Genomic DNA, 24,346 nt, shown 5'->3' on the forward strand with positions numbered 1-24,346 from the left:
TGTTTTCCCATAACACCATATAACTCTCACGGTTAAAATTTGAGATTTATAGGTCTGTACTCCCATAAATCTCAAAGCTTCTACTTATATTATTTTTGTATTACATGCTCTTTAATTTTTTCTTCTATTTCTTGTTCTGATAAAAGGTTCTTAAGTCCTATTACTTTAGTTCCATTCTTTGCTGCATTTGCAAAGTTTCCTTTTAATGCTTCTGAACAAAATACTACATCGTAGTTTGATGCTTGAGTTTTAGCTTCTCCTACACTACTATGATGAATTGAAACTGGAACTCCTAACTTTCTAAAGATTTTTTCAATCTTCATTTTGATTATTTGACTTGATCCCATCCCATTTCCACATGCTGCTATTACTTTTAACATAACAATCCCTCCAAAACTTATCCATAATTTTTTATTTAATTTAAAATATTTGTTTTTATTAACTAACTAAGTCTTTCCTTTTAGAAAAAACTTACTTAATTAATAATCTAAGTATTAATTAGGCTTTTGTTTTAATTTCTGGTAAGTGGACTTTTATGCCCACTTACCATAAACCCATGGAAAATTTTTATTAACTTTAAGCAGTTACTTCTTGATTTATTGTTGCTTCATAATCTTCTGCTACTTTAAAGTAATTTTTCTTATTTTTTCTATATTGTATTTGTGGAATAGCTAACATAATTATTAATACTGCTGCCACACCAATATATTGACCATATTTCATCATTACACCAAATAGTGGCCAAATTGTATCCCAGTCGAAGTTTCCATGCCATCCACCATATTGTGATAATTGGAAGAAGTGTGCTGAGAAAGCTCCTCCTAAAACTTGAATCATACCTGCTGCGAAAGGTATTGTAATTGCTGCTTTTAATCCACCTTTTCTATTTGCAAATACTGCAAATGTAGCATTATCAAAGAATACTGGTACGAAACCTGTGATTATTAATACTGGACTCTTGAATACGATAAGTCCTAATATTGCTATAAATTGTCCAAGTGCTCCGAATAAGAATCCTATTGTTATAGCATTTGGATGTCCAAATCCATATACTGCTGCACAGTCTACAGCTGGCATTGAACCTGGTAGTAATTTATTTGATATACCTTGGAAAGATTCAGTAAGTTCTGATACGAACATTCTAACTCCAAGTTGTAATATGCTTAGATAAACTGCAAAGTTAAATGATTTCTCCATTATGTAGAAGAAAAAGTTTCTTTCTGGTTTAAAGGATTTATCTATTTGTTGTAGTAAATCAGGTCCTAATATTGTCATTATAGTACCGAAGAAAATTAACATTAGTACTCCTGTTGCTACAACGTTATCATTAAAGATTGAAAGGAAGCCTGGAAGCTCTAAGTCTTCTATCTTCTTGCTGTTTTTAGGGAATTTACCTGCTATCTTATCTGTTAACCAAACACCAAACATTTGTTGATGTCCTATAGCAAATCCGCCACCTTCTGTAAGTTCTTGACATGCTTCAACAGTTAAATTAGATGATACTGACCAGTATGTTCCTAATAGTAAACCTAGCATAAGAACTATCTTTGTATCTTGTAATTGTGGGAAACAGAATAATAGCATCCAAAGTGCTGTTGATGATTGTTGTACCATAATATGTCCTGTTATAAATACTGTACGTATTTTAGTCCATTTACGGAAGAATACTAGTAAAAGGTTAAATAAGAATGCTACTAGTAATACAAGCATCATTAGTGAGAAGGATCTTCCAATGCCTTCAATAGCTGTTTGTGCTGCTGTTTGTCCAAAATACGGATCAATAACAGCTGCTGTTAAATTAAAACGGTCTTTAAGTCCTGCAAGTATAGGTCTAAAATTACTAACTAATCCACCTGCCGCTACATTTAATATTAAATATCCAACTGTAGCCTTTACAAATCCTGCAAATGCCTCATAAATAGGTCTTCTTAAAAGTAAATAACCTAAAAGTACTATAAATCCAATGAAAAATGCCGGTTGAGTAAGAATATTTACCTGAAAGAATTCCCAAATCTTAATTAAAAAGTCCATTTTACCATCCTCACCTTCTTAATTTTTTAAATAGTTACATATTATTATCTATTTTAAGCTTCTCCCTACTCCCCCGTAGGGAGAAGCTTTAAAGACTATTTACCCTTGGATTTTTTTAAGATCTTCAAAAGATTTAGCATTTAATAATTTCTCTACTACTTCCTCGTCTGATATCAATCCAACTAATTCTGTAAGATTATGCAGATGTAACTCACTATTTTCTGATGCTAATACAAAGAATAATCTTGCATCATGTTCTGGGTCATCACTAAAATGTACTGGTTTTTCTGTTTTCATAAAGCAAATTGAAGTTGTTTTAACGTCACCATCAATTCCTTCTTGAGCATGTGGAATACAAATGTTAGGTGCTATAACTATATATGGACCATATTCATTTACACATCTTATAATTGAATTTACATAACTAGGAAGAATTGCACCTTCTTCTATAAGCGGCTGACATGCAGCCTTTACAGCATCTTCCCAATTGTCGAATCCCTCATGAAAGGAATATCTTTTCTTTTCTAATAATTCATTAAACATATATCTCTCCCCCTAGTTTTTATCCATTTAATTGCTATATCTTCTACATTCAATTCCTTACTTACTTTTTATAGGAATGATGTATATGGTGTATTTATATCTTTTGCGAAACAATCATCAAAACCTCTTGGATAGTGATATTCTCTCTTATCCTTATCAACTGGGAATGTAAACTTTCCGCCTACTTGCCAAATGAATGGAACAAATTTATATTGAAGTCTGTTTTTTCTCATTTCAAATAATACGTTTATTTCATTTGTATCTGCTTGGAAGTTTGACCATATATCATGATGGAATGGAATTATAACTTGTGTATTTAATGCTTCCCCCATTCTTAAGATATCTGATGAAGTCATCTTATCTGTAATACCTCTTGGATTTTCACCAAAAGAACCTAATGCTACATCAATCTTGTGATCATTTCCATGTTTTGCATAGTAGTTTGAGTAATGTGAATCTCCACTATGATAAAGATTTCCACCAGTTGTCTTTATTAAGTAGTTAACAGCTTTAATGTCCATATTTATTGGCATTGTTCCAACTAAGTTTCCTTCTGGAGGACTTGTTATTAATGCTGTTCTATCAAATGATTCTAAAGCAACTAATTCTACATCTTTAATTTTTATTGTGTCGCCTGGTTTAACAACTATACATCTTTCTTTTGGAACTCCCCAGCCAACCCACTTGTCCACACAAGCTTGTGGTCCAATGAAAGGAACTTTTTCATCACAATTTTTCAATACTGCTGATGCAACGTTTACATCAATGTGATCATTATGATCATGTGTAGAAATTACTGCATCTACTTCCTTTATTCTAAATGGATCTAAAACAAATGGTGCTACTCTTAAGTTAGGTTGTAACTTCTTTCCTCCACACATTCTTGACATTTGATGTTGTGGATCCATATATGGATTAGCGTGTGTTCTTTTACCACTTCCACACCAGAAATCTATACAAAGGTTTGCTCCACCTTCACTCTTTACCCAGATTCCTGTACATCCTAACCACCACATTGAAAATGTATTTGGTGCTACTACTTCTTGTTCAATTTCTTCGTTTAACCAGCTTCCCCATTCAGGAAAAGTTCCTAACACCCATGATTCTCTTGTTATTTCATCTACTTTTGACATTTTTTCTCCTCCTCGTCTACTGTTAAGATTATTTTGATTGTTTTGATTAATTTTCATACTTAAAATTTCATTTAAGTTTAATTATCATTATTTTTTATTTATTTGTTTTTATTTTTTGTTCGTTTGTATCGTTTCCCTGTGTCTTTATAGTAATACATTTTGCTATTTTTTTCAATAGATTATTTAGAATTTTATAAATTTTTTAATTTTTCTCATGTTTTTCACTTAAAACCCACTTTATTTTAACTAATGTAAAGGTTTAATTACCATTTTTTCAATGGGATTGTATTAAATATTCTTAAAATTCATTTTATGAATGTTTTAGATATTTTTTGTTCATTTTGAGCATTTAGTCATTGATTACTTCTAGGTTTACGGTGTATAATGAACATATAAATTAAATATTTTATACTTTAGCTTAATAATTGGCTATATTTTTAGGAGGTATCTTTATGAATAGTAGAAAATGGTTCTCTTTAAGTAGAAAAGGAAAGTTCATTTTGAGCATTAGCTTCTATATAATATTTTTAATCTACTTAATTCATCTAATAATTAATGCTAATAGTACAGCTGTTAAAGTACTATATGGAGTAATTTTAGTATTTTTCGGCTCCTTTGCTTTCTTATATGAAGTCTTAAAAAAATTAAATGATAAAGCTATTTATACTTTAATTGAATTGTGTGATCCTTATGAAGCAGAAAAGCTTATGGAAAAACTTCAAAAGTATGATTACTTAAAAGGATTTAAATCATCTAATAAAGTTTTTAAACTTCTATTATATAAAGACATGGGAAAATATGAAGAGATTATAGCTTATTTAGATGAAGAAGGTAAAAAATCATTTTCAACTTCATTAGACTTGCTTCTTGTTTATTACTATTTCTATTTCTTTGCTTATGCATCTCTTAAGGATGTAGAAAAAGCAAAGATATATTATGAAAATGTAATGAAGCTTAAAGACGCTAAAATAGGAAGAAAAAAGATATTACCGCTATTTTCTTGGAATGAAATCACTGGTCAATATATGTTATTATTAAAGAAGTATAAGGATAGTAAAAAGGCTTTCAAGGCAGTGTCTGTAGACAATATGAATAAGCATGAAAGAGTAAATTACTATATGTTATTATCTAAATTATATATTGAAACAAAAGATAAAGGTTTAGCAGAAAGAAATTTAAAATATGTTTTAGCTGATGGCAATAAGATGTATGTTACAACTGAAGCCTCTAAGCTAATTAAAAATTTAGAATAAATATTTAGGAGGAAATTATGAAACAAGCAAAAGGTATTGTTCATAAAAGACAACAAGCTATATTACAATATCTAAAAGAGAACAAAACCATAAAAACTGATGAACTTTCAAAAATATTATCTGTTTCACCTATTACTATAAGAAGAGATATTCAACTTTTTGAGGATCAAGGCATAGTTGAGAGATTTTACGGTGGTGCTACTTTAATAGAAGGAGCATTAAACGATGATCCTTCTCTACTTGATTCATCTAATGAATATTTATCTCAAAAAGAAGCCATTGCAAAATATGCTTCTGGTTTAATAGAAGATGGTGATACTATTTTTATTAATTCAAGCTCTACAGCGCTTTTAGCTTTACAGTATTTAGAAGATAAACGTGTTACTGTAATAACTAATAATGGTAATGCCTTATCAATTCCAAAAGGACCAAATGTTGAGCTAGTATTAACAGGTGGAGAAGTTAATGATAGAAAGAAAACTATGGTAGGCGACTTTGCCACTCATATAATAAATAAAATAACTGCTGATAAATGTATTCTTGGAGTAAGTGGAATTAGTGCTGAATACGGAATAGGTACTTCTATTCTTCAAGAAACAACTATTAATGAAATGATGCTTCGAAGATGCAAAGGAGCTAAAATAATAGTTGCAGATAGCTCTAAAGTTGGAAAAGAACATAATTTTTCTAGTGGAAGAATTGAAGATATATCCTATTTAATTACAGATATATATGCAGATGAGACACAACTAAACTTACTTAATAATAAGGGTATCACTGTTAAAACTGTAAAAACAGAGAATAAATAATTTAAAATATGTTTACTAAAAAATACGTCTAGCAAATTTAATGATTTTATTTGCTAGACGTATTTTTTTATTATTAATTTATTTAAATTCATTATATTCTTTTTTTGAATATTTATGATGTTTCATACAAGCTGTTAATAAATATTTATGTCCGTTATCATCAAAATCTATTTCTGTTAAGCTTGTCTGTTTTATAAATGGAGGTTCCCACAAAGTATCTATATCCTTATTTTCTAATGCAATTAAGAAAGTCTTTAAAGCAATTGTATGAGTTACTACTAATATATTTCTTCCCTTTTCTTTTTGTAAAATCTCATTTATTGCTGCAAATGATCTTTCTTTAACTTCCATAAAAGTTTCACCATTACCTGTTGGCACATACTTAGATGGAGTATTCCAGAAGTTATTATAGTTTTTTTCATCTAACTCTCTAAGTTGATCTTGGTTTAAGCCTTCCCAATTCCCAACTCTTATTTCTCTTAATCCATCATGAGGTATTATTTCTATATTTTTATTTCCTCTAACTATTTTTGCTGTATTATAAGCTCTTCCTGTAGGGCTTGTATATATTACATCAATAGGAGTTTCTTTTATTCTCTCTGCTAACCATTCACCCTGTTTAATTCCAAGTTCACTTAAAGGTGAATCTCCCCATCCTTGCATTATCCCTTGAGTATTCCACTCTGTTTCACCATGTCTTGTTAAATATAATTTAGTCATACCTTTTTCTTAGCTAATACTTTTTAAAAGTATTAAACTAAAGTCACCTCCCTTATTCTAATTATAAAGATAAATGCAACAAATCTGATACATAAAAGATTTACACATTTTTAATTGCGTAGTTACTCTAAAATGTACCAGATTTATATACTTTTATATATTATTTATCCTTTACAGGCTTTTTAACTTCATTATCTATTCCAACTATTTCAAGAATCTTTTCTGATCTTTCTTTAGTTGATCCTGTTATTACAGTATATTTTACGTTTTCAGCTTCTAAGAAACTTAAGATAGCTTTATCTACAGCCTTTGCAATTTCTTCATCTTGCCATCTTACTCCATCCTTTGCGTAGCCAAATTCTCTTGGTACAAAGAATATATGATCATATTTAGGTAAATCTCTTAACGCTAAAACATATAAATCCTTTAAGATTTCTATTTCTTTAATAGTTCTTTTTTTATCTCCTAGCATAAATCTACCGTATATGTAAGGTACAAAAGTAGCATAATCAGTTAATGCATAGTCAAAAGAATTTAGGCTCTCTTCTATATGAAGTTGTCCTAAATATATACCATACTGTTCTGCTATAGTTTCTATCATTCCTTTATCTCTTAGATAGTCTGTACTATACTCTGTAGCAACGCCTACGCTTAAGTCTCTGATTTTCATTTCTACATATAATTGTTGAATTAAAGTAGTTTTACCACATCTTGGTCCACCTAAAATAGCTATTCTCTTTGGCATTGGTTTCCCCCTACAAATTTTCATCATAATTATAAGCTCATCCAAAATCTAGTATTTAACAGTTTTATATGTAAAAAATTAGCCCTAAATTTAAGATTCACTTTAATATTCGTTAATTCTAAAATTTTAATTGGAGATTATATTATACCAATCCTCTCCATTTATTTCAATGTATAATAAGTGGAAAGCTTTCTAAAATTATATTAATTCTAATTTTTCTAAAGCCTTTGTTATTCCTTCATGCTCTACGTTTTCAGTAAAGTCATAAGCAACAGCTTCTAGTTTCTCATGATATCCACCCATTGCTATTCCGTGTTTTACAACTTGGAACATTTCAATATCATTTTCACCATCGCCAAAAGCATAAGTCTTGTCCATATCTATACCTAGCTTGTTTACTAATTGCTCAACTCCATATCCTTTAGTATATTTGCTTAAATACATTTCAAAAGAGAAGCCTGTTGGATGTTTCATAAATGCAAAGCTATCCTTATATTTTTTAGATACCTTTTCAAAAATCTCATTATTTTCATCATTAACTATTATAAGTTTACTTGTTTTAACTTCACTTCTATCCCATTTGTCAGTGATATAATCCATATTAAGCTTAGCGCCTTGTAGTAATTCCATTAATTTCTTATTTTCATAACTTGAAACATAATTCATTTCATGGCCTTCTAACATATAATCAATATTATTTTCTTTGAAATAATCTAATATTTCATTAATCTTATCACTTTCTATAGGATAATCGAATATTATGTCTTCCTTAAAATCTGCATATGCTCCATTAGAAGCTATGTAACCATCAAGTCCTAAGTTAAGTAAATTCTCATCTATACAGCTTTTGGGTCTTCCTGTTGCAAGTATAGTTAAAAAGTTATTTTCCTTTAATTTTTTTATAGATTCTCTTGTTCTTTCAGTAGGACTAGCTATCCCCTTAAAACAATCTATAAGCGTTCCATCTACATCAAAAAATACTATTCCTTTACACTCTTTCATTTAAGCCTCCTAAATTCATACCATTATAATTTACTCTACCTATTATAACATTCTCTTATTATATTCACAAAATATAATAGATAAGTATTTTTGCCGATTATGATATAATAAACATGTTAAATTTTTAACTATTCGGAGGAAAGCATGAAGAAAAACTTTAAACTTAAAGACTTTTTAGGAGTTGGTATAGCTTTATCAATATTTGCAGTAGTGATTTTTTCATTAATATTCTTTTTTGGTGGAGCTTTGATGATGTTATTTGGACTTAAATACTCTTCTATAAAAGTCTTATTTAAATTCTTTTTAATTTATTTTATTGTTGACTTATTTATAGACAATATACTGGAAGGACTTGCAATGGCAGTAAAAGAAGTAAAAGAACTTAGTGATAAAGAATATAATTTACTATACTTTCTTATAGATGTTCCTGTTCAAGTTTTAATTTTAGGCCTTATTAGCTCTAGTATAAGTGGTATATATATGCCTGTTATAACAATGGTTCTATTTGCAATAAGTTGCCACCTTATAAGTTACTTTATTGATAAAAAATTAGAATAACCATTTATAGGTAATTATATTAATATAAAGAAAAAGCTGTTTCTAAAAATTTAGAAACAGCTTTTTTTAATTTTCATTATTACTATTACTAAGTATCCAATTTTCAATGTTTTCTAATGTTGTGTTTGTCTTTTTATTAAAACTTCTTCTATAAAAACTATTTAATAACTTATAATTTAAAGTCTTACTTTTACTACTTCCTTCAAAGCCTTCTGTATATGTTACTTCAATTTTATTTTCATCAATTTCATTTATTTCATATTTTAAATAATTTTCCCCTTGTGCACTACTAAATCTAGCAGCATAAATTCTATTCTCTTCTAAGTCTTCTATTGTTACAAGTATATTTCCCTTTGCTGACATTTTAGTTTTCATCTCTTTAGTATAACTAAAGCCTTTAACTATTTTTTTCTTTGATATTTTTGCTTCATATGAAATAGAGTCAAGTATTGCATCGTAAAGTTGATCTGCTCTTACATTCATAACCTTTTTAAATTCCATTATTTATTTCCTCCTGAGACTTTTTTTCTTCTTGTTAATAAAAAACAACCTATTAATACAATTAAAATTCCTTGTACTATTAAAACATATTGAAACCTTTACCCCTTATTGATATTTTAGCATTGCTATTAGTTAAATTCATTTATTTAGCCTATAGTTTTCAAAATGTTTTCAAAGAATCTTATATCTCTAAAAAAATATAATAAAATTTAATTCTATAAATAAAAAAGATTATATCCAAAGGAGTTTTGGATATAATCTTTTTTCTATTTTTTATATTTTTTATCGCCTATTAATAAACAAGTAATAAGAGATACTACTAATATCCAGTCTGCTGCTGATATTATAGTTCTATTTTTAGAAAAATAACTAACAAGTGCTGCAATTATTACTGCTACCCCTGCTATCATTTCACTATTTCCTACCCATTTTGCATAGCCACTTTCATTTTTTATGTTTTTCTTGCGATAATTAGTAATTAGATTTAAGTCTTTTTTTACTTTAACTTGATAACCTAAATATATCAAGAAAGCTCCCCCTAAGATGTGAACTGCATACAACATAGTAAATCCCCTCATATTTCGATTTAATTTTCCTAATAATTTAAAAAATCTAATTTAAATATTACCACTTAAATCTAAAAGATGCAAAGCTTTACTAACTGTACCATTTTTCTTGACTTAAATACATTTTCTTATAGCTACTATTTCCTTGCATTAAATCTTCATGACTTCCTATTTCTTTTATGCTTCCATCTTCCATAACTATAATTCTATCTGCAATCTTTACTGTTCCCATTCTATGGGTTACTATTATGGCTGTTCTTCCTGCTGCTAACTCTTTAAATTTATTAAATATTCTACTTTCCTCTAAGGGATCTATAGCTGCTGTTGGTTCATCTAAAATTATAATATCCTTAAAGGCGTATAAACCTCTTGCTATAGCAATTCTTTGCCATTGACCTCCTGATAAATCTACTCCATCAAATTCCCTAGAAAGCATAGTTTCTAATCCATCTGGAAATCTTTCTTTATTTAATTCTACATCAGCTTTTTCTAAAACTTCTTTTAATTTTTGATTATTAAAATTCTCTATATCACTTATGCTTACATTTTCTGATAAGGTCATTTTATATTTTTGATATTTTTGAAAAACTGCTGATACTTTACTATAAATAGATTCTGGCGAAATCTTTTTGGTATCATATCCTCCAAACTCTACCTTTCCTTCTGTTGGCAGATATAATCCTAAAATTAACTTAGCTAAAGTACTCTTTCCAGCTCCATTTTCTCCAACTATAGCTATAGTTTCTTTTGGAGAAATATCTAAATTAATATTACTTAAGGATGGTTTAGAAGCACCAGGATAAACAAACCCTACATTTTTTAAAGATATATTAGGAACACCTTCTATCTCTACAGGTTCCCCTTGTCTTTCTTGTAAATCTAAAAATCTATCTAAGTTTCTTACTGCTCCAAACATTTTTGTAATATCTCCAACTTCTCTACATATAAATTCCTCCATAGTTGAAAACATCGTTCCAATAGCTGATAATACTGCTCCAAAGGCACCTACACCTATCTTTCCACTCATAAGACTTGTGAATAACAAATATAATATTCCCATATAACAAATTAATGTAAATACTTTCATACCAAGCTCTATTAAATTTGCCTTTTTTTCAGCTTGCCATAATTTTTTATTAAGTAACAATAAAGCTGATGAATATAAGTCTTTAAAATATGAAAATGCTCCTAAAAGTCTTGTTTCCTTATAATATTCTCTATCTATCATACATTTTTCATAGTACTCAAATTCTCTTCTAATATTAGCTGATTGATTTTCTAAATCTGTAAAAATCTTAAGTCTAATAAATTGATTTAAAGCAACTGGTATAAATATAAGTATTATAGAAAATGTAAGTATAGGATTTAACCTATATAAATATATCCCCATAAATATGAAGTAAGGCAAATATAAAGTTAACATCATATTTATTATTCCATTAAAAAATATACTTCCTCTTACCCCTATATGAGCCTTATTTATATCATCTAGAGTCTCTGAATACTCAAAGTTTATTGGATCTATCTTACTAGCTTTTTCATTTACAAAGTTTGTTATATACCCAGCTGCAATAAAGAAAAATTTATTTGCCAGCATATTTACAAGTCCATTTAAAAAATGAGTTAATATTAAAACAGTTCCTAAAAATAAAGCTGCTAATATTACCATTGCCATAGTAGTATTTCCACCTGCTAAAGCGGCAACTGAATTAAAAAATTTCTCTGTAGCTACAGTACTAAAAGCAAATAATCCACTACTTATAAGGCTTAAAATTGATAGAAAAATAAAATCTTTAGGAGAAGATGCTATTACCATTGGTAATATTTTTTTTATTACTTGAAAAGTTGAAGATTTCCTTCTTTCATTTAACATGCATACCACTCCTTTTGACTTTCATACATTTTTGCATAAACTCCATCAAGCTCCATAAGTTCTTCATGAGAACCCTTTTCTACTATAGCTCCATCTCCTATAACAAAAATTTCATCTGAAAGCTTAGTTGAGCCAAGTCGATGACTTATAAATATAGTTGTCCCACCTCTACTTATCTCTTCAAACTTTTCATAAACCTTACTTTCACTAATTGGATCTAAAGCAGAAGTTGGTTCATCTAGTATTCTTAATGAAGTATTGCTTACTATAGATCTTGCCATGGCTACTTTTTGCCATTGTCCACCTGATAAATCAATTCCATCTTCTTTAAGCTTTCCAAGCATTGAATTTAAACCATGTTCTAAAGATTTTACTTTTTCATCAAGCTCTATAGTTGTTATTACTTTTTCAATATCTCTATCTATAAAGTTTCCATTTAACCTTAAAACATTTCCTAAAGCTATATTATCTCTTAAAGATATATTGTATTTAGCAAAATCTTGATAAACTACTGAAGTTAAAGCTTTTAACTCTGCTTGAGAATAATTTCTTATACTAACTCCATTTATTAAAATATCACCTTCAAAATTACTATATAATCCTGTTATTAACTTAGTTAGTGTTGTTTTACCTGCTCCATTTATACCAACTACTGAATAATGTTTTCCTCCCTTTATAGTGAAGGATAAATTTTTAAGTATATAATTTTCAGTACCTGGATATTTGAAATATACATTTTTAAATTCCAAAGTCTTTAAGATTACAGGTTCTTGAGCTGGCTTATCTATTGCTCCTTCACATTCTTCTAATATAAAGAAATCACATAATTCATTTATATATTCCTTATTTTTAGCTAGATCTTCCATAAGATAGGTTAAGGTCCATGACATATCTCCAACAAGATTTAAAATTGCATTACTTATAGAAATAAATATACCAACAGACATACTTCCTTCTTGAACAGGCTTTAATAAAATAATAAGTATAAAGATAGATAGGCAAGCTGTTATAACACTTCCCATCTTATTTCTTATAAACCATTTCTTTTGAGTTTTATATTGCATTATTCTTACTTTTTCATAAAAACCTAACCATATTTCATTTAATTTATGAGCATAATTAAATAATGTTCTTTCGTCAACAGAATCTCTATCTGTAAGAACTGCACCTATATAATCAGATCTTCTTCTATAATTACAAGCATCTTTATAAGTTTGATAATTTGCTTTTCCACTTTTAATAGCTAAAACAAATAATGGAATTGAAACTATTAATATAATAATTCCTGTCCACCAAGCTTTGCTAAATAGTATAGCTAATATTCCTGAAATTTTAATTACTAAGGCTAAAATTGAAAATAAATTAACATATCCTTGCTTAATATCTATCTCTGGTTGTTTAATTACTCTAGATATTAAATTCCAACTTGCTTCACTCTCTATATGTCTATATTCTAGCTTGGCTATTTTTTCAGTAATATCTACTCTTATAGTCTCTTTTAATTTTATTTCTAATCTTGTTTGTACAAAACCTAATAATTTATCAGAAATCCAAGTATATGCTACTGCAGAACCTAATAAAATTATTGGTAAAAATATTTCATTGTAACTTCTATTACCATTTAATATTTCAACTGCTTTATCTAAAAAGTCGGCTACAAACATTACTTCTAAAGTTGGTACTATACCATCTAATATCTTTTGCATAGCTATAATTAAAGCATCTATAGGTGCACAATTAAATACTATTTTTATAACTTTACATATATACCCCAAATACCCTTTCTTCTTCACATTCATCCCCCCAGTTAAAACCTTCTTAAATAATTATACCCATTATCTGTAAATGTTTTTAGTGGATTTTTATGATATTTAGTGCATATATTCAATAAACACAAAAAGTTGGATATTATAAACATCCAACTTTTCAAACAAATTATTTTATTACAGGATAACTTTTTAATATTGTAAGCTTTCCTTTTATTTCATACTTACCTAAAGTTGCAGGGATTAAATAACTATCTCCCATCTTTATTTTTTCATTAAAACCTTCGCCTTCTATTGTTCCATCACCATCTACACAAGTAAACATAAAGAATCTTTCTTTATCGCTTTCTTCCTTTAAAGATTCTTCTATTAAATATTTTTCGATTCCAAAATACTCATTTTCACATAGAAGAGCTTTCTTATAACCATTAAAGTTTTCTAACTCACCTTGAAGATTTTCACATTGAAGATCAAAGTTAATTACATCTAATGCTTTTTTTACATGGATTTCTCTTGGTCTTCCATAATCATATACTCTATATGTTACATCACTATTTTGTTGTATTTCTGCAATTATAGTTCCTTCACATATAGCATGTACAAGCCCACTATTTATTAAGAAACAATCGCCTTTTTTAACTTTTATTTTATTTAAATATTTTTCTACTTCATTATTTTCTATTGCAGTTTTAAACTCATCTCTAGTACAATCCTTTGTACCTACGATTAAACTTGCATCTGGCTTTGCATCTATAACATACCAAGCTTCTGTCTTTCCATAATCACCTTCGTATTTAGCTGCATATTCATCACCTGGATGTACTTGTACTGAAAGTTTCTCTCCTGAATTTATTAATTTAATAAGTAATGGTAGTTTTTCTAAAGTTACCTTTGTACCAACTAAATCATGTCCTTGCTCTTTTATTAAGTCATCAAATTTAGTTCCTTTAAATTCTCCATTTTCAACTATCCCAGTACCATTAGGATGACAAGCTATATCCCAGCTTTCTCCTATGTTTCCATCTGGAAGGTTATCTCTAAACTCCTCGAAGTCTCTACCTCCCCATATTTTTTCGTAGTATAAATTTTCAAATCTAATTGGATACATCTCTCTTCCTCCTGTACTACTTCTAAGCCATAATTCCTATTATTGCAATTAAAAAACTTAAATTTTTATCTTATTTACAGTATATACAATTATAAAGTTATTTCATAGCTTAATAATTTCCTTTAATAGTTGAAATTGTTTACTATTTTATTTACTTCACTTATTGCTAAAGCTGCTGCTCCTAAAACTCCTGATTTACCTTCTAAGTTAGATTTTTCTATCTTACAATTTTCTGCTACAATACCTAAACATCTATTCTTAACAACCTTTTTAACTGTTTCTAAAACAATGTCTCCACCATTTATAACTCCGCCCCCTAAAACTATCATATCTGGATCAAAAGTATTTGCTACATTTGCAACTATAATTCCTAAATATGATAATGCTTCATCTAAAATGTCTTGAGCTACTGTATCTCCATTTTTAGCTTCATCAAAAACTTCTTTAGCTGTTACTTTATCGTATTTCTTTAATGAAGTTTCTGCATTACTATTTACAGCTTCTTCTGCTCTTTTCATTATTGCTGTTCCTGATGCCATTCTTTCTCCACAGCCTTTGTTTCCGCATCCACATCTTGGCCCATCACCTTTAACAGTTGTATGTCCAACTTCTACAGCATTCGATGTACTTCCTCTATATATTTTTCCATTTAATATAGCACCTCCACCAATACCTGTGCTTACTGTTACATAAACCATATTTTCAGTACCTTTACCTATACCAAACATAAACTCTGCTAAAGTTGCTGCGTTAGCATCATTATCTAAAAATACTGGAAGATTAAATTCATTATTTAAATTTTCAACTATATTAAAGTTTTTAAATGGTAAATTAGGTGGTGCTACTATAAGACCTTTCTTAACATCTAAAGGTCCTGGTGAACCTATTCCTATTGCTTTTACATCTTCTATATTAACTCCATCTAAAACAAAATTAATAGTAGATTTTATATTAGAAACTATAGCTAAGTCACCCTTTTCAGCTTCTGTTTTAACTACCTTTTCTTTAACTATATTACCTTCTAAATCAACTAAAGCTGTATAAATTTTAGTTCCTCCTAAATCAACAGCAACAACAAACTTCTTATCCATAATAAACTCTCCTCCACTTCTAATTATTGTCTTTGTATAAAATTATAAAGTGCTCCTAATTTGTTTGCGTTATTTCCATATTTGCACTTTCTTATAACAGGTCTTATCTTACCATCTACATTTCTTTGCATTATTTCATCTATTCTTATATATACTTCTTCTATAAAATCATTTCTCTCTGATACTGCTCCTCCTAAAATTATAACTTCAGGATCATAAGTATATTGAATGTTGTAAATTCCAACAGCCATGTAAGTAAAATAATTATTAACCTCTTCTATAGCTATTTGATCCTTATTTTCATAAAGTTCAAAAGCTTTTACTCCGTTAATGTCCTTTTCAGCTATTCCTTTTCTTTTAGCAATTCTTCTTGCAAGGGCAGCTGTAGATCCTACATTACTCCAAGTTAAATATTTATTTCCTGAATTTTTATCTACATCTACTATGCAATATCCAAATTCTCCACCATGTCTATTAACACCTTTATGGATTTTTTTATCTTTAACTATAGCTCCACCTATACCTGTCCCACAGACTATGAAAGCTAAATCTTTTTCTTCTTTTCCTGCCCCTAACCAACATTCTCCTAAAGCAGCACAGTTAGCATCATTTTCTATCTCTACCTTTAATCCAGTCTTAGCTAGTAATATTTCTTTAAAATTAGGTCCATGAATATAAGGTATTGCACTTGCTCCATAAACTATTCCACTTTCGCTATCTACTGCTCCTGGAGAACTTATAGCAATTCCCTCTAATTTAAACTCTTCTTTATTTTCCTTTGCAATTTCTACAAGCTTATCGAAAAATTCCTCTACTGTTTCAGGAATTTCTATAATTCCATTTTTAAAAAACTCTCCATCCTCTGTGATAATTGACCACTTAACTGCAGATCCACCTATATCATAAACAACAAAATTTCTCATAAACTTCTCTCCTGTTAAAATCCATTATTTTCGGATACTTCTTTTATCCATCTACCTGATTTCTTTATTGTTTTCTTTTGAGTTTCTAAATCTACTGAAATATATCCATATCTATTTTTATAAGCATTACACCAGGACCAACAATCTATTGGTGTCCAAGCGTGATATCCAAAGCAATTTGAACCTTCCATAATTCCTTTATGAAGATATTCTAAATGTTCTTTATAAAAATCAATTCTATAATCGTCTTCTATTACACCTTCATTATTTATATATCTACTTTCACCTTCAACACCCATTCCATTTTCTGAAATATACCATGGGATGTTGTTGTAATTTTCTTTTATATTTTTAGCTATATCGTACATGCACTCAGGATATATCTCCCAGCCTCTATAAGGATTCATTCTTCTACCTGGCATTTCATAGTTATCAAAATACTTATCTGGCATCCATGTACTTTCCTTATATTCACTTTCTTTAGCCTTTACTCTTCTTGGTTGATAGTAATTTACTCCTAAGAAATCTATAGTATTTTCTTTTATAATTTTCATCTCTTCTTCTGTAGCTTCAAAGATAATTCCATCTTTCTCTAGAACTTCTGTAAGAACCTTAGGGAATTCCCCTTTTACTGCTGGATCTAAAAATGAATTGTTGAAGAAACTATTTGCAAATTCTGCTGCTTTTAAATCTTCTTGACTATTACTTCTTGGATAAGCAGGTGTTAAATTTAAAATAATTCCTATCTTTCCACCATCTTTATTGCATCCAAGCTCTCTAAAACCTTCTATAGCCTTTGCTGAAGCTAAGTTTAAATTATATAAAGCTTGTACAGCTTTTTTACCATCTACAACTTGAGGATAATGGAACTTATAAAGGTATTGTCCTTCCACAACTACTATTGGCTCATTAAATGTTGCCCAATATTTTACCCTATCTCCAAATAGCTTAAAGGCTGTCTTTGCAAATTTAACAAATAAATCAACTACGTGTTTTGATTCCCAACCACCATATTTATCATATAATTCAACTGGCAAATCAAAATGATGTAAATTCATAACTGGAATTATTCCATTTTTTATACTTTCATCAATTACATCATTATAAAATCTAACTCCATCTTCATCTGGCTCTCCAGTTTCAAAATCTTTAATAAGTCTGGTCCATTGTATTGATGTTCTAAAGCTATTAAGTCCAATTTCCTTAAGCATAGCTAAGTCTTCTTTATAGCTATTATAAAAATTTGAAGCTATATCTGGTCCTACACCATCAAAGAAAACTTCTGGTGCTATATCAAACCAGTGGTCAAAAACGCTTTTATGATTTTTATTAAATCTTCCTTCTGATTGTGGCCCTGATGTTGCAGCTCCCCACCAAAAATTTTTAGGGAATTTATATTGTATACTCATTCTATCCACATCCTTTTAATCAAAAATAAATTCAAATTTTTCTTCTTCTAATTCTTTTCTTATTGCTTCTACTTCTCCTATATTATTAGTTGCTTTTAGTAAATATAAGTTATACTTTCCTTTTGTATAGTCCATAGTTTTTCCATCATCATAATAATGGAATCCCTTTGCATTTTCCCCAAATACTTTATAAGTTACTTTATTTGGTCTGTTCTCTACATTCATGAATTTTTCTTGATAAGTTGGAATTATACTTCCATCTTTAACAAATACTAAGACTTCATCTAACTCACATTTAATCTTATAGCTTTTTCTACCTATAAATTTTTCATTAGTGAAGTAATTATGCCATATTCCCTCTGGAAGATATAAAACCTTTGTTCTTTCTCCCTGATATACAACAGGTGCAATTAATAAGTTTTCTCCTAACATAAACTGTTCTTTTATATTTAAAAGATTTTTATCTTTTGGATATTCCATTATCATAGGTCTAAATATAGGTAAACCCTCTTTATGTGAAATATAATATAAATCATAAATGTAAGGTAATAATTCATATCTTAACTTAATTGATTTTTTAGCAATAGCTTCTGCTTTCTTACCAAAAGCCCAAGGCTCTTGCCTTCTAGTGTACATATTAGAATGGTTTCTAAATATAGGAAGAAAGCTTCCTATTTGCATCCATCTTATAAATAATTCTTCTGAAGAATCTAAGCCAAATCCGGATACATCATTTCCTACAAATGAAAATCCACTTATTCCAAGATTTGAATTCATAGATAAAGACATTCTCATTTGACTCCAAAGACTCATATTATCCCCAGTCCACACTGAAGAATATCTTTGTCCACCTGCATAGGTAGCTCTAGTCATTGAAAATTCTCTCTTATTTTCATCTAATTCTTTTTGTGCTTCATGAGAACATCTACTCATTTCAAAGCCATATCTATTATGAAATTCTTTATGTTCTATAACTCCATAGTCTCCATTGTGAATACAGCTTTCTAACATTGTTTTGTGATCATTATTAAATACACATGGCTCATTCATATCATTCCATATTCCATCTATATTATGTTCTGATATGAATTTCTTTAACTCTTCTTTCCACCACTCTCTACAATCTTTATTTGAGAAGTCTGGAAAAGCACTATCCCCTGGCCACACAGCTCCAATAAATATTTCACCATCTAATTTCTTAGTAAAATGATTTCCTTCTTTTCCTCTTTTATATACTCCGTACTCTTCGTCTACCTTAACCCCTGGATCTAATATGGTTATAGTTTTTATTCCCTTTTCTTTTAACCCTGTAATAAGTCCCTTTGCATCATCAAAATGTGGTGTCTTGAAAGTCATTACTCTAAAACCATCCATATAATCTATATCTAAATAAACTACATCTAGTGGTATTTCCTTTTCTTCAAAGGTCTTTACTAAATCTTTTACTTCCTCTTGAGTGAAATAACTAAACCTACATTGTTGATATCCTAAACTCCATAATGGTGGCATCTCCATTCTTCCTGTTAATGAAGTATAATTTCTAACTACTTCTTTTATATCCTTTCCTAACATAAAGTAGTATTCTATATTTCCACCTACTGAACCAAAAATATTCTATCCTCATAGCTTTTTCCCATATCAAAATAGCTTCTATAACTATTGTCAAAAAATAGTCCATAAACATTTTCTTCTTTTAAACCTACATAAAATGGAATTGTTTTATAATACATAGTTGAGTTGTCATCTGTTTCTGGATCATCTGTATTATAATTTTCTGTATAATACCCTTTTTTATTTAAATTGCCACCCTTTTCACCTAAGCCATAATACGCTAAACAATCATTAAACTTTGATATATATATATTTCCTTCATCATCTTTAAAGCTTGGTTGAAAATCCTTACAAACTATATTTCCCTTTTTATCTTTAAAAGTAATTTCTTTTGTAGCCTTATTTACTAAAGTAACTACTTTATTTCCTTTTATAATTATATATTTTTTATCTTCATCTATTATAAAATTTGAAGGCTTTAAGTTATCTAAAACTGCTCCTGTTTTTAATTGTTCTTCATATTTATCACCTATAAATACCTTCACTATATCTTCTTCTAAATAAGATATAGCTATTTTATCTATTGATGAAAAATAAATATCTATAACATTATTTTTAACTTCATAATTTCTAAAAGTATTTTCTATTCCATTAACGGCTTTAAACTTCATATCTAAAGTTTCTCTATAATTTAATTGTTTCAAATCTAACCACCTCATATTATCGCTTAGTTAAAACTATAGGTGATATGATACTAGAATTAATAAATCTAGCATCATTATCACCTATTATTTAGCTTATATTATTGTTTATTTGTCTTTGCCCATTCATCAATTTGTTTTTGCATTTCAGCTATTATTTTATCTACACCTTGTTCTTTTAACTTAGCATTTAACTTAGGTAGATATTCATCAATATCCATTGATCCACTGTATATTGTTGACTTGAATTCTTCAAGAACGTTATTTACAGCTGCTATTTCAGTACTTACTGCTGCTGGATCAAACTTAAATCCTAAAGCTGGTGAATTTTTAGCTTTGTTATTGAAATCTTCGAATTCATCCCATTTAGTTAATGGTTCTTTATCTAAAACATAAGTAAGGAATAAGTTACCTACTGTATAGTATCCAACTCTATAGTCTTCTTCTTTTGGTAGTAACTTAATTTGCTTATCTCCAACTTTTTCGTAGTGAGTTCCTTCAACACCATAGTTGATTAAGTTTCTTAAGTATTCATCAGTATTTAAAAGATTTAAGAATTCAACTGCTTTTTCTGGATTCTTAGAGTTCTTTGATATTCCTATCATTGATCCTGTTGTTGAAGCATTTGTTATATAAGTATCCATTATTGTTGAAGCTACTACATCATATTTTAAATCTTTTGACCAAAGATTTTCTGCATATGGTTGACCATCTGCTTTTGTTACAAATCTCTTAACTGATTTATCATCTTGAGCTGTAGCTGCATCAGCATTTATATATCCTGCTTGATAGTATTTTCTTAAAACTTCTAATTGTTCCTTCATTTTGTCTGTTTCGAACATATTCTTAATCTTTAAGCTATCATCATTATGTTCAACCCCAACTGGATCAACTAATTGATCGAAATATTGTGGAGCTGAGAACCCTTTTGTTATATAAAGTGGTGTTACTCCTGGTTCATTTTCTTTTATAACCTTTAACCATGGTTCTAAATCTTGAATTGTGTGAATGTCTTGATAAGGTATGTTATATTTGTCTACATATTCCTTTGTAAATACCCACATTGGTGCTGTTGATATTTCTTTTTGGTTTGGTACAGCATAAATCTTTCCATCTATTGTTGCTCCATCCCAGAATCTTTGGTCTATAGCTTCTTTCATATCTTTTCCAGTTGTATCTAAGTAATCATTTAATTCTAAGAAAGCCCCTTTTCTTGAATTTCCTAGATAGTCACCTGCCCATGAACAAGTAAATGCTAAATCAAAAGATTCTCCTGAATTTATGATTACTGAAAGCTTTTGGTTATAATCACCATAATCTATAAATTTCATATCAATTTTTGCATTTATCTTTTCTTCTAGGTACTTATTTGCTTCGTCTTCTACCATTTGTAAGTCTTTTGGTTCTTGTCCAATTGTGTACCAAGTTAATGTAACTGGTTCATCACCTTTATTTCCTGCTTTAGCACCTGAATTACCACATCCTGTTAACAAAGTTGTTGTTGTTAATGTTGCACATGCTGCTAATGCTAGTAATTTTTTAAACTTCATAGTTAATCAGCCCCTTTTTATCTATTCGTTTTAATAACGTTTACAATATGATTATAAAATATTTATTTTCTTTTTTATAGTGAACTTTTTTATATTTACTTGCTTAAATCTACATTATTTTATCAAAATTCTTAAAATTCTATCTTTTTTCTAGAATGTTCTTAATTCCTTTGAAGTATATTTTATAACCTCTCTAATTCTATTTAATTCACTTTCTTTAGAATCCTTTTTCCAAATATATGAATAGTCATAAAACCATTCTTCAAGCTCTTTTGCTAGAGTATTATTATCAAAATCAAAGCCTATACATTCTTGTTTAAATTTAGCTTTTAATAATGATATAAAGAATTTATTTATAAGTATTATCCCTCTTGTACAAACAATAAATTCTTGTAATGCTTCTTTATTTTTTACTTTATTTAATAAAGCTGTTAATTTAATTTCTATTTCAGTTGCATTATTGTAGCCTTCAATAATATCTTCTATATTTAAATTTTTAATACCTTCTCTTACTTCTGAATTTTTATCAAATAACTCTTTCCATCTTACTAAATCTGACCAAGTCACAACTTGTGTTTTACTTAAATCTCTTAGTATAGAAACTACAGTTAATGAAGTGTCTCCATATTCAAGTAATGATAATCCTTTATATATAGTTTCAAATTCTTTTTCTCCCTTTGGATTCCAGGATAAAGCACCACCATAAGCCATTCCTGGTATTGAAGCTTCAAGTATGTTTATATGTCCATAATCACCCCAGTTTGTATTTAAAACACCTTTTGCTTCATGTTTTACTCCATAGCTTATCATTCTAGTTATATTTTCAAATCCATTATCCATAAGGTTCATAAGATGACTCCAACCTGCAACCCCTGGACATACGTATTGTTCTCTTCCTGCTTCATGGATTTTTCTTGTACCTTCTTCAGTTGCTTCTGCTCCGTAATTCCAATTTAAACATATAACATCCTGTGGTATATCCTTTATCACCTCTGTATGATTTAATATAACATCACCCCAGAACATAACTTCCTTATTATATCCCTTTACAATATCAATTATTTTATTTAAAAATCCTGTATAAAGCTTTCCTTGTCCTAACTTTTCTCCAAGCTCTTTACTTTTGCCTTTTCCTAAATCAAAAGTTTCATCACCACAAATATTGAACTTATCTGAAGTGAAAAGAGGGATAAATTGCTTTAGCATATTTTCAACAAGCTTTAAGCTTTCAGCGTTACTTACATCTAAAGTATGATGAGCCATTCTATCTACAAATGAGTATTCATCATCCTCCATATTTTCTAATTCACATAAATTACTATAAGATTTTGTTCTTAAAACTTCATATAAATGTCCAAAAGTTGCTAAGGATGGTATTAGTTCAATATGACGACTTTTACAATACTTATCTAAAATCAATATTTCTTCTGCTGTTAACGGATCTTTATCTATCCAAACTTCACTCATACCTTTAAAAGCAAAAGTATGCTCTATATATAATTGAATTTGATTTATTTTATATAAAGCAGCCTTATCCACTAGCTTCTTTAATGTTTCTAACTTAGGTACTCTACCTCTTGTAACGTCATGATAAAATCCACGATTTTTAAAGTACGGTTCATCATTTATTTTTACATTGGACAAAATAGCCCCTTCTTGTCTTAATATTTGTCTTAATGTTTGAATACCATAAAATAACCCTGAATCTCCATAACCTATTATAGTTATAGAATCTTTGTTTATCTCTAATTCATAACACTCTTCATTGCCTACAACCTCTGATTTTATAAGCTTTATAGCATTTTTAGACTTTTCGTCTATATATGCCTTATTTATTTTTATATCAAAACCTAAATTATCTTCAATTTCCTTTTTAAGAATTAAAGCCCCCTCAAAATCATTAAAATTGCAATTATAATTTAAAATTATTTCTGTATCTCTTCTAATATTAAAACTTCCACTGCTATTAACTAACTTTTTAGGACTTGGTATTAAGTACATCTATATTTACCCCCTTCTTTTAATTCTCTCAATAGCCTTTTTTAAATCATCTTTTAAAGATAATTCATAGGCTCTCATATCTCCACTTTCATTAATTAAAATCACTTGCTTTTCTTTATTTACATATTCCTTTGTATAAAGCTTTACTACTTTAACATTTGAATATCTTTGTGGACTAAATTCTGATGCATCTTTAAAAAACTCTGCATTTCTAAGATTTATAGTCTTTATTAATTTTCTTTTCTTTTTACTCATTATTTTTGATAAATCTAACTCATCCTCTGTTAATTCATACTCATATTCAACAAAGAAACTTAAAGTTAAAAAATGTACAATAACATATACTAGTAAAATAAGAACGGCTAAAGTTAAACTTTCAAATATATAAGTTAAGGCTGCAAATACTAATATTAATGTTTTTACTGCTGTTATTACTTTTAATATTTTATCATTGTTATTTTCTATAAATTGTTCTTGATGCATTTTTTATTCCTCCATTTATAGATGTATTT

The 24,346-nt window shown here is 28.8% G+C and carries 21 protein-coding genes and 1 pseudogene; 3 read left to right on the plus strand and 19 right to left on the minus strand.

The features are described 5' to 3' along the window. Positions 1-89: 89 nt before the first annotated feature. The 4 genes from BTM21_RS10305 to ulaG form a co-directional block, all read right to left on the minus strand. The gene (locus tag BTM21_RS10305) at positions 90-380 is read right to left on the minus strand and encodes a PTS sugar transporter subunit IIB (protein WP_021874769.1); all 291 of its coding nucleotides are present in this window, start codon (positions 378-380) and stop codon (positions 90-92) included. Positions 381-576: 196 nt separating this feature from the next. Beyond that, complete coding sequence (locus BTM21_RS10310; RefSeq protein WP_021874768.1) at positions 577-2,031, minus strand: PTS ascorbate transporter subunit IIC; 1,455 nt, start codon at positions 2,029-2,031, stop codon at positions 577-579. A 99-nt stretch (positions 2,032-2,130) separates the two neighbouring features. Then, positions 2,131-2,574, minus strand: coding sequence for a PTS sugar transporter subunit IIA (locus tag BTM21_RS10315; protein WP_021874767.1), 444 nt, complete (start codon positions 2,572-2,574; stop codon positions 2,131-2,133). 68 nt (positions 2,575-2,642) lie between these two features. Further along, positions 2,643-3,707 carry an L-ascorbate 6-phosphate lactonase gene (gene ulaG / locus BTM21_RS10320; RefSeq protein ID WP_021874766.1) on the minus strand — a complete coding sequence of 355 codons (1,065 nt, stop codon included), beginning with the start codon at positions 3,705-3,707 and terminating at the stop codon, positions 2,643-2,645. A 452-nt stretch (positions 3,708-4,159) separates the two neighbouring features. Here ulaG and BTM21_RS10325 point away from each other — a divergent pair, with 452 nt between their 5' ends. Both BTM21_RS10325 and BTM21_RS10330 read left to right on the plus strand, forming a co-directional pair. After that, entirely contained in the window at positions 4,160-4,960 is an 801-nt protein-coding gene (locus tag BTM21_RS10325) for a hypothetical protein (RefSeq protein ID WP_021874765.1), read from the plus strand. 17 nt (positions 4,961-4,977) lie between these two features. Further along, positions 4,978-5,769, plus strand: coding sequence for a DeoR/GlpR family DNA-binding transcription regulator (locus tag BTM21_RS10330; protein ID WP_021874764.1), 792 nt, complete (start codon positions 4,978-4,980; stop codon positions 5,767-5,769). Between the two features lie 78 nt (positions 5,770-5,847). Here BTM21_RS10330 and BTM21_RS10335 read toward each other — a convergent pair whose 3' ends face one another. From BTM21_RS10335 to BTM21_RS10345, 3 genes are all read right to left on the minus strand, one after another. Then, a complete protein-coding gene (locus tag BTM21_RS10335) occupies positions 5,848-6,489 on the minus strand; it encodes a histidine phosphatase family protein (RefSeq protein ID WP_021874763.1) in 642 nt (213 codons plus the stop codon). A gap of 160 nt (positions 6,490-6,649) precedes the next feature. After that, positions 6,650-7,234: an AAA family ATPase gene (locus tag BTM21_RS10340; RefSeq protein WP_079481083.1), complete on the minus strand. Its 585-nt coding sequence runs from the start codon at positions 7,232-7,234 to the stop codon at positions 6,650-6,652. 198 nt (positions 7,235-7,432) lie between these two features. Beyond that, positions 7,433-8,236 carry a Cof-type HAD-IIB family hydrolase gene (locus BTM21_RS10345; RefSeq protein ID WP_021874761.1) on the minus strand — a complete coding sequence of 268 codons (804 nt, stop codon included), beginning with the start codon at positions 8,234-8,236 and terminating at the stop codon, positions 7,433-7,435. 144 nt (positions 8,237-8,380) lie between these two features. Between BTM21_RS10345 and BTM21_RS10350 the strand changes: the two genes are divergently transcribed. Continuing rightward, positions 8,381-8,794 carry a YrvL family regulatory protein gene (locus BTM21_RS10350; RefSeq protein WP_021874760.1) on the plus strand — a complete coding sequence of 138 codons (414 nt, stop codon included), beginning with the start codon at positions 8,381-8,383 and terminating at the stop codon, positions 8,792-8,794. A 66-nt stretch (positions 8,795-8,860) separates the two neighbouring features. On the opposite strand, the gene BTM21_RS10355 is transcribed toward BTM21_RS10350, so the two are convergent. The 12 genes and pseudogenes from BTM21_RS10355 to BTM21_RS10410 form a co-directional block, all read right to left on the minus strand. Beyond that, positions 8,861-9,295, minus strand: coding sequence for a DUF3284 domain-containing protein (locus BTM21_RS10355; protein ID WP_021874759.1), 435 nt, complete (start codon positions 9,293-9,295; stop codon positions 8,861-8,863). Between the two features lie 266 nt (positions 9,296-9,561). Then, positions 9,562-9,858, minus strand: a complete 297-nt coding sequence (locus BTM21_RS10360; protein WP_131431563.1) for a DUF3784 domain-containing protein — start codon at positions 9,856-9,858, stop codon at positions 9,562-9,564. Between the two features lie 94 nt (positions 9,859-9,952). Further along, positions 9,953-11,734, minus strand: coding sequence for an ABC transporter ATP-binding protein (locus tag BTM21_RS10365; RefSeq protein WP_079481081.1), 1,782 nt, complete (start codon positions 11,732-11,734; stop codon positions 9,953-9,955). Then, entirely contained in the window at positions 11,728-13,527 is a 1,800-nt protein-coding gene (locus tag BTM21_RS10370) for an ABC transporter ATP-binding protein (protein ID WP_242944828.1), read from the minus strand. The genes BTM21_RS10365 and BTM21_RS10370 overlap by 7 nt, the downstream gene beginning before the upstream one ends. Positions 13,528-13,669: 142 nt before the next feature. Next, complete coding sequence (locus BTM21_RS10375) at positions 13,670-14,608, minus strand: type I phosphomannose isomerase catalytic subunit (protein ID WP_021874755.1); 939 nt, start codon at positions 14,606-14,608, stop codon at positions 13,670-13,672. Between the two features lie 122 nt (positions 14,609-14,730). Next, a complete protein-coding gene (locus BTM21_RS10380) occupies positions 14,731-15,699 on the minus strand; it encodes an ROK family protein (RefSeq protein ID WP_021874754.1) in 969 nt (322 codons plus the stop codon). Positions 15,700-15,722: 23 nt separating this feature from the next. After that, complete coding sequence (locus BTM21_RS10385; RefSeq protein ID WP_021874753.1) at positions 15,723-16,622, minus strand: ROK family protein; 900 nt, start codon at positions 16,620-16,622, stop codon at positions 15,723-15,725. A 14-nt stretch (positions 16,623-16,636) separates the two neighbouring features. Then, entirely contained in the window at positions 16,637-18,031 is a 1,395-nt protein-coding gene (locus BTM21_RS10390; RefSeq protein WP_079481080.1) for a glycoside hydrolase family 1 protein, read from the minus strand. 15 nt (positions 18,032-18,046) lie between these two features. After that, positions 18,047-20,286, minus strand: a pseudogene (locus BTM21_RS10395) (glycoside hydrolase family 31 protein). Positions 20,287-20,384: 98 nt separating this feature from the next. Then, positions 20,385-21,833, minus strand: a complete 1,449-nt coding sequence (locus BTM21_RS10400) for an ABC transporter substrate-binding protein (protein WP_021874750.1) — start codon at positions 21,831-21,833, stop codon at positions 20,385-20,387. Positions 21,834-21,983: 150 nt separating this feature from the next. Then, the gene (locus BTM21_RS10405) at positions 21,984-23,834 is read right to left on the minus strand and encodes a beta-N-acetylhexosaminidase (protein WP_021874749.1); all 1,851 of its coding nucleotides are present in this window, start codon (positions 23,832-23,834) and stop codon (positions 21,984-21,986) included. Positions 23,835-23,840: 6 nt separating this feature from the next. Next, a complete protein-coding gene (locus BTM21_RS10410) occupies positions 23,841-24,317 on the minus strand; it encodes an ABC transporter ATP-binding protein (protein ID WP_021874748.1) in 477 nt (158 codons plus the stop codon). Positions 24,318-24,346: the final 29 nt, after the last annotated feature.

The sequence above is a fragment of the Clostridium chauvoei genome, assembly GCF_002327185.1.
In the GTDB taxonomy this organism is placed as follows: domain Bacteria; phylum Bacillota; class Clostridia; order Clostridiales; family Clostridiaceae; genus Clostridium; species Clostridium chauvoei.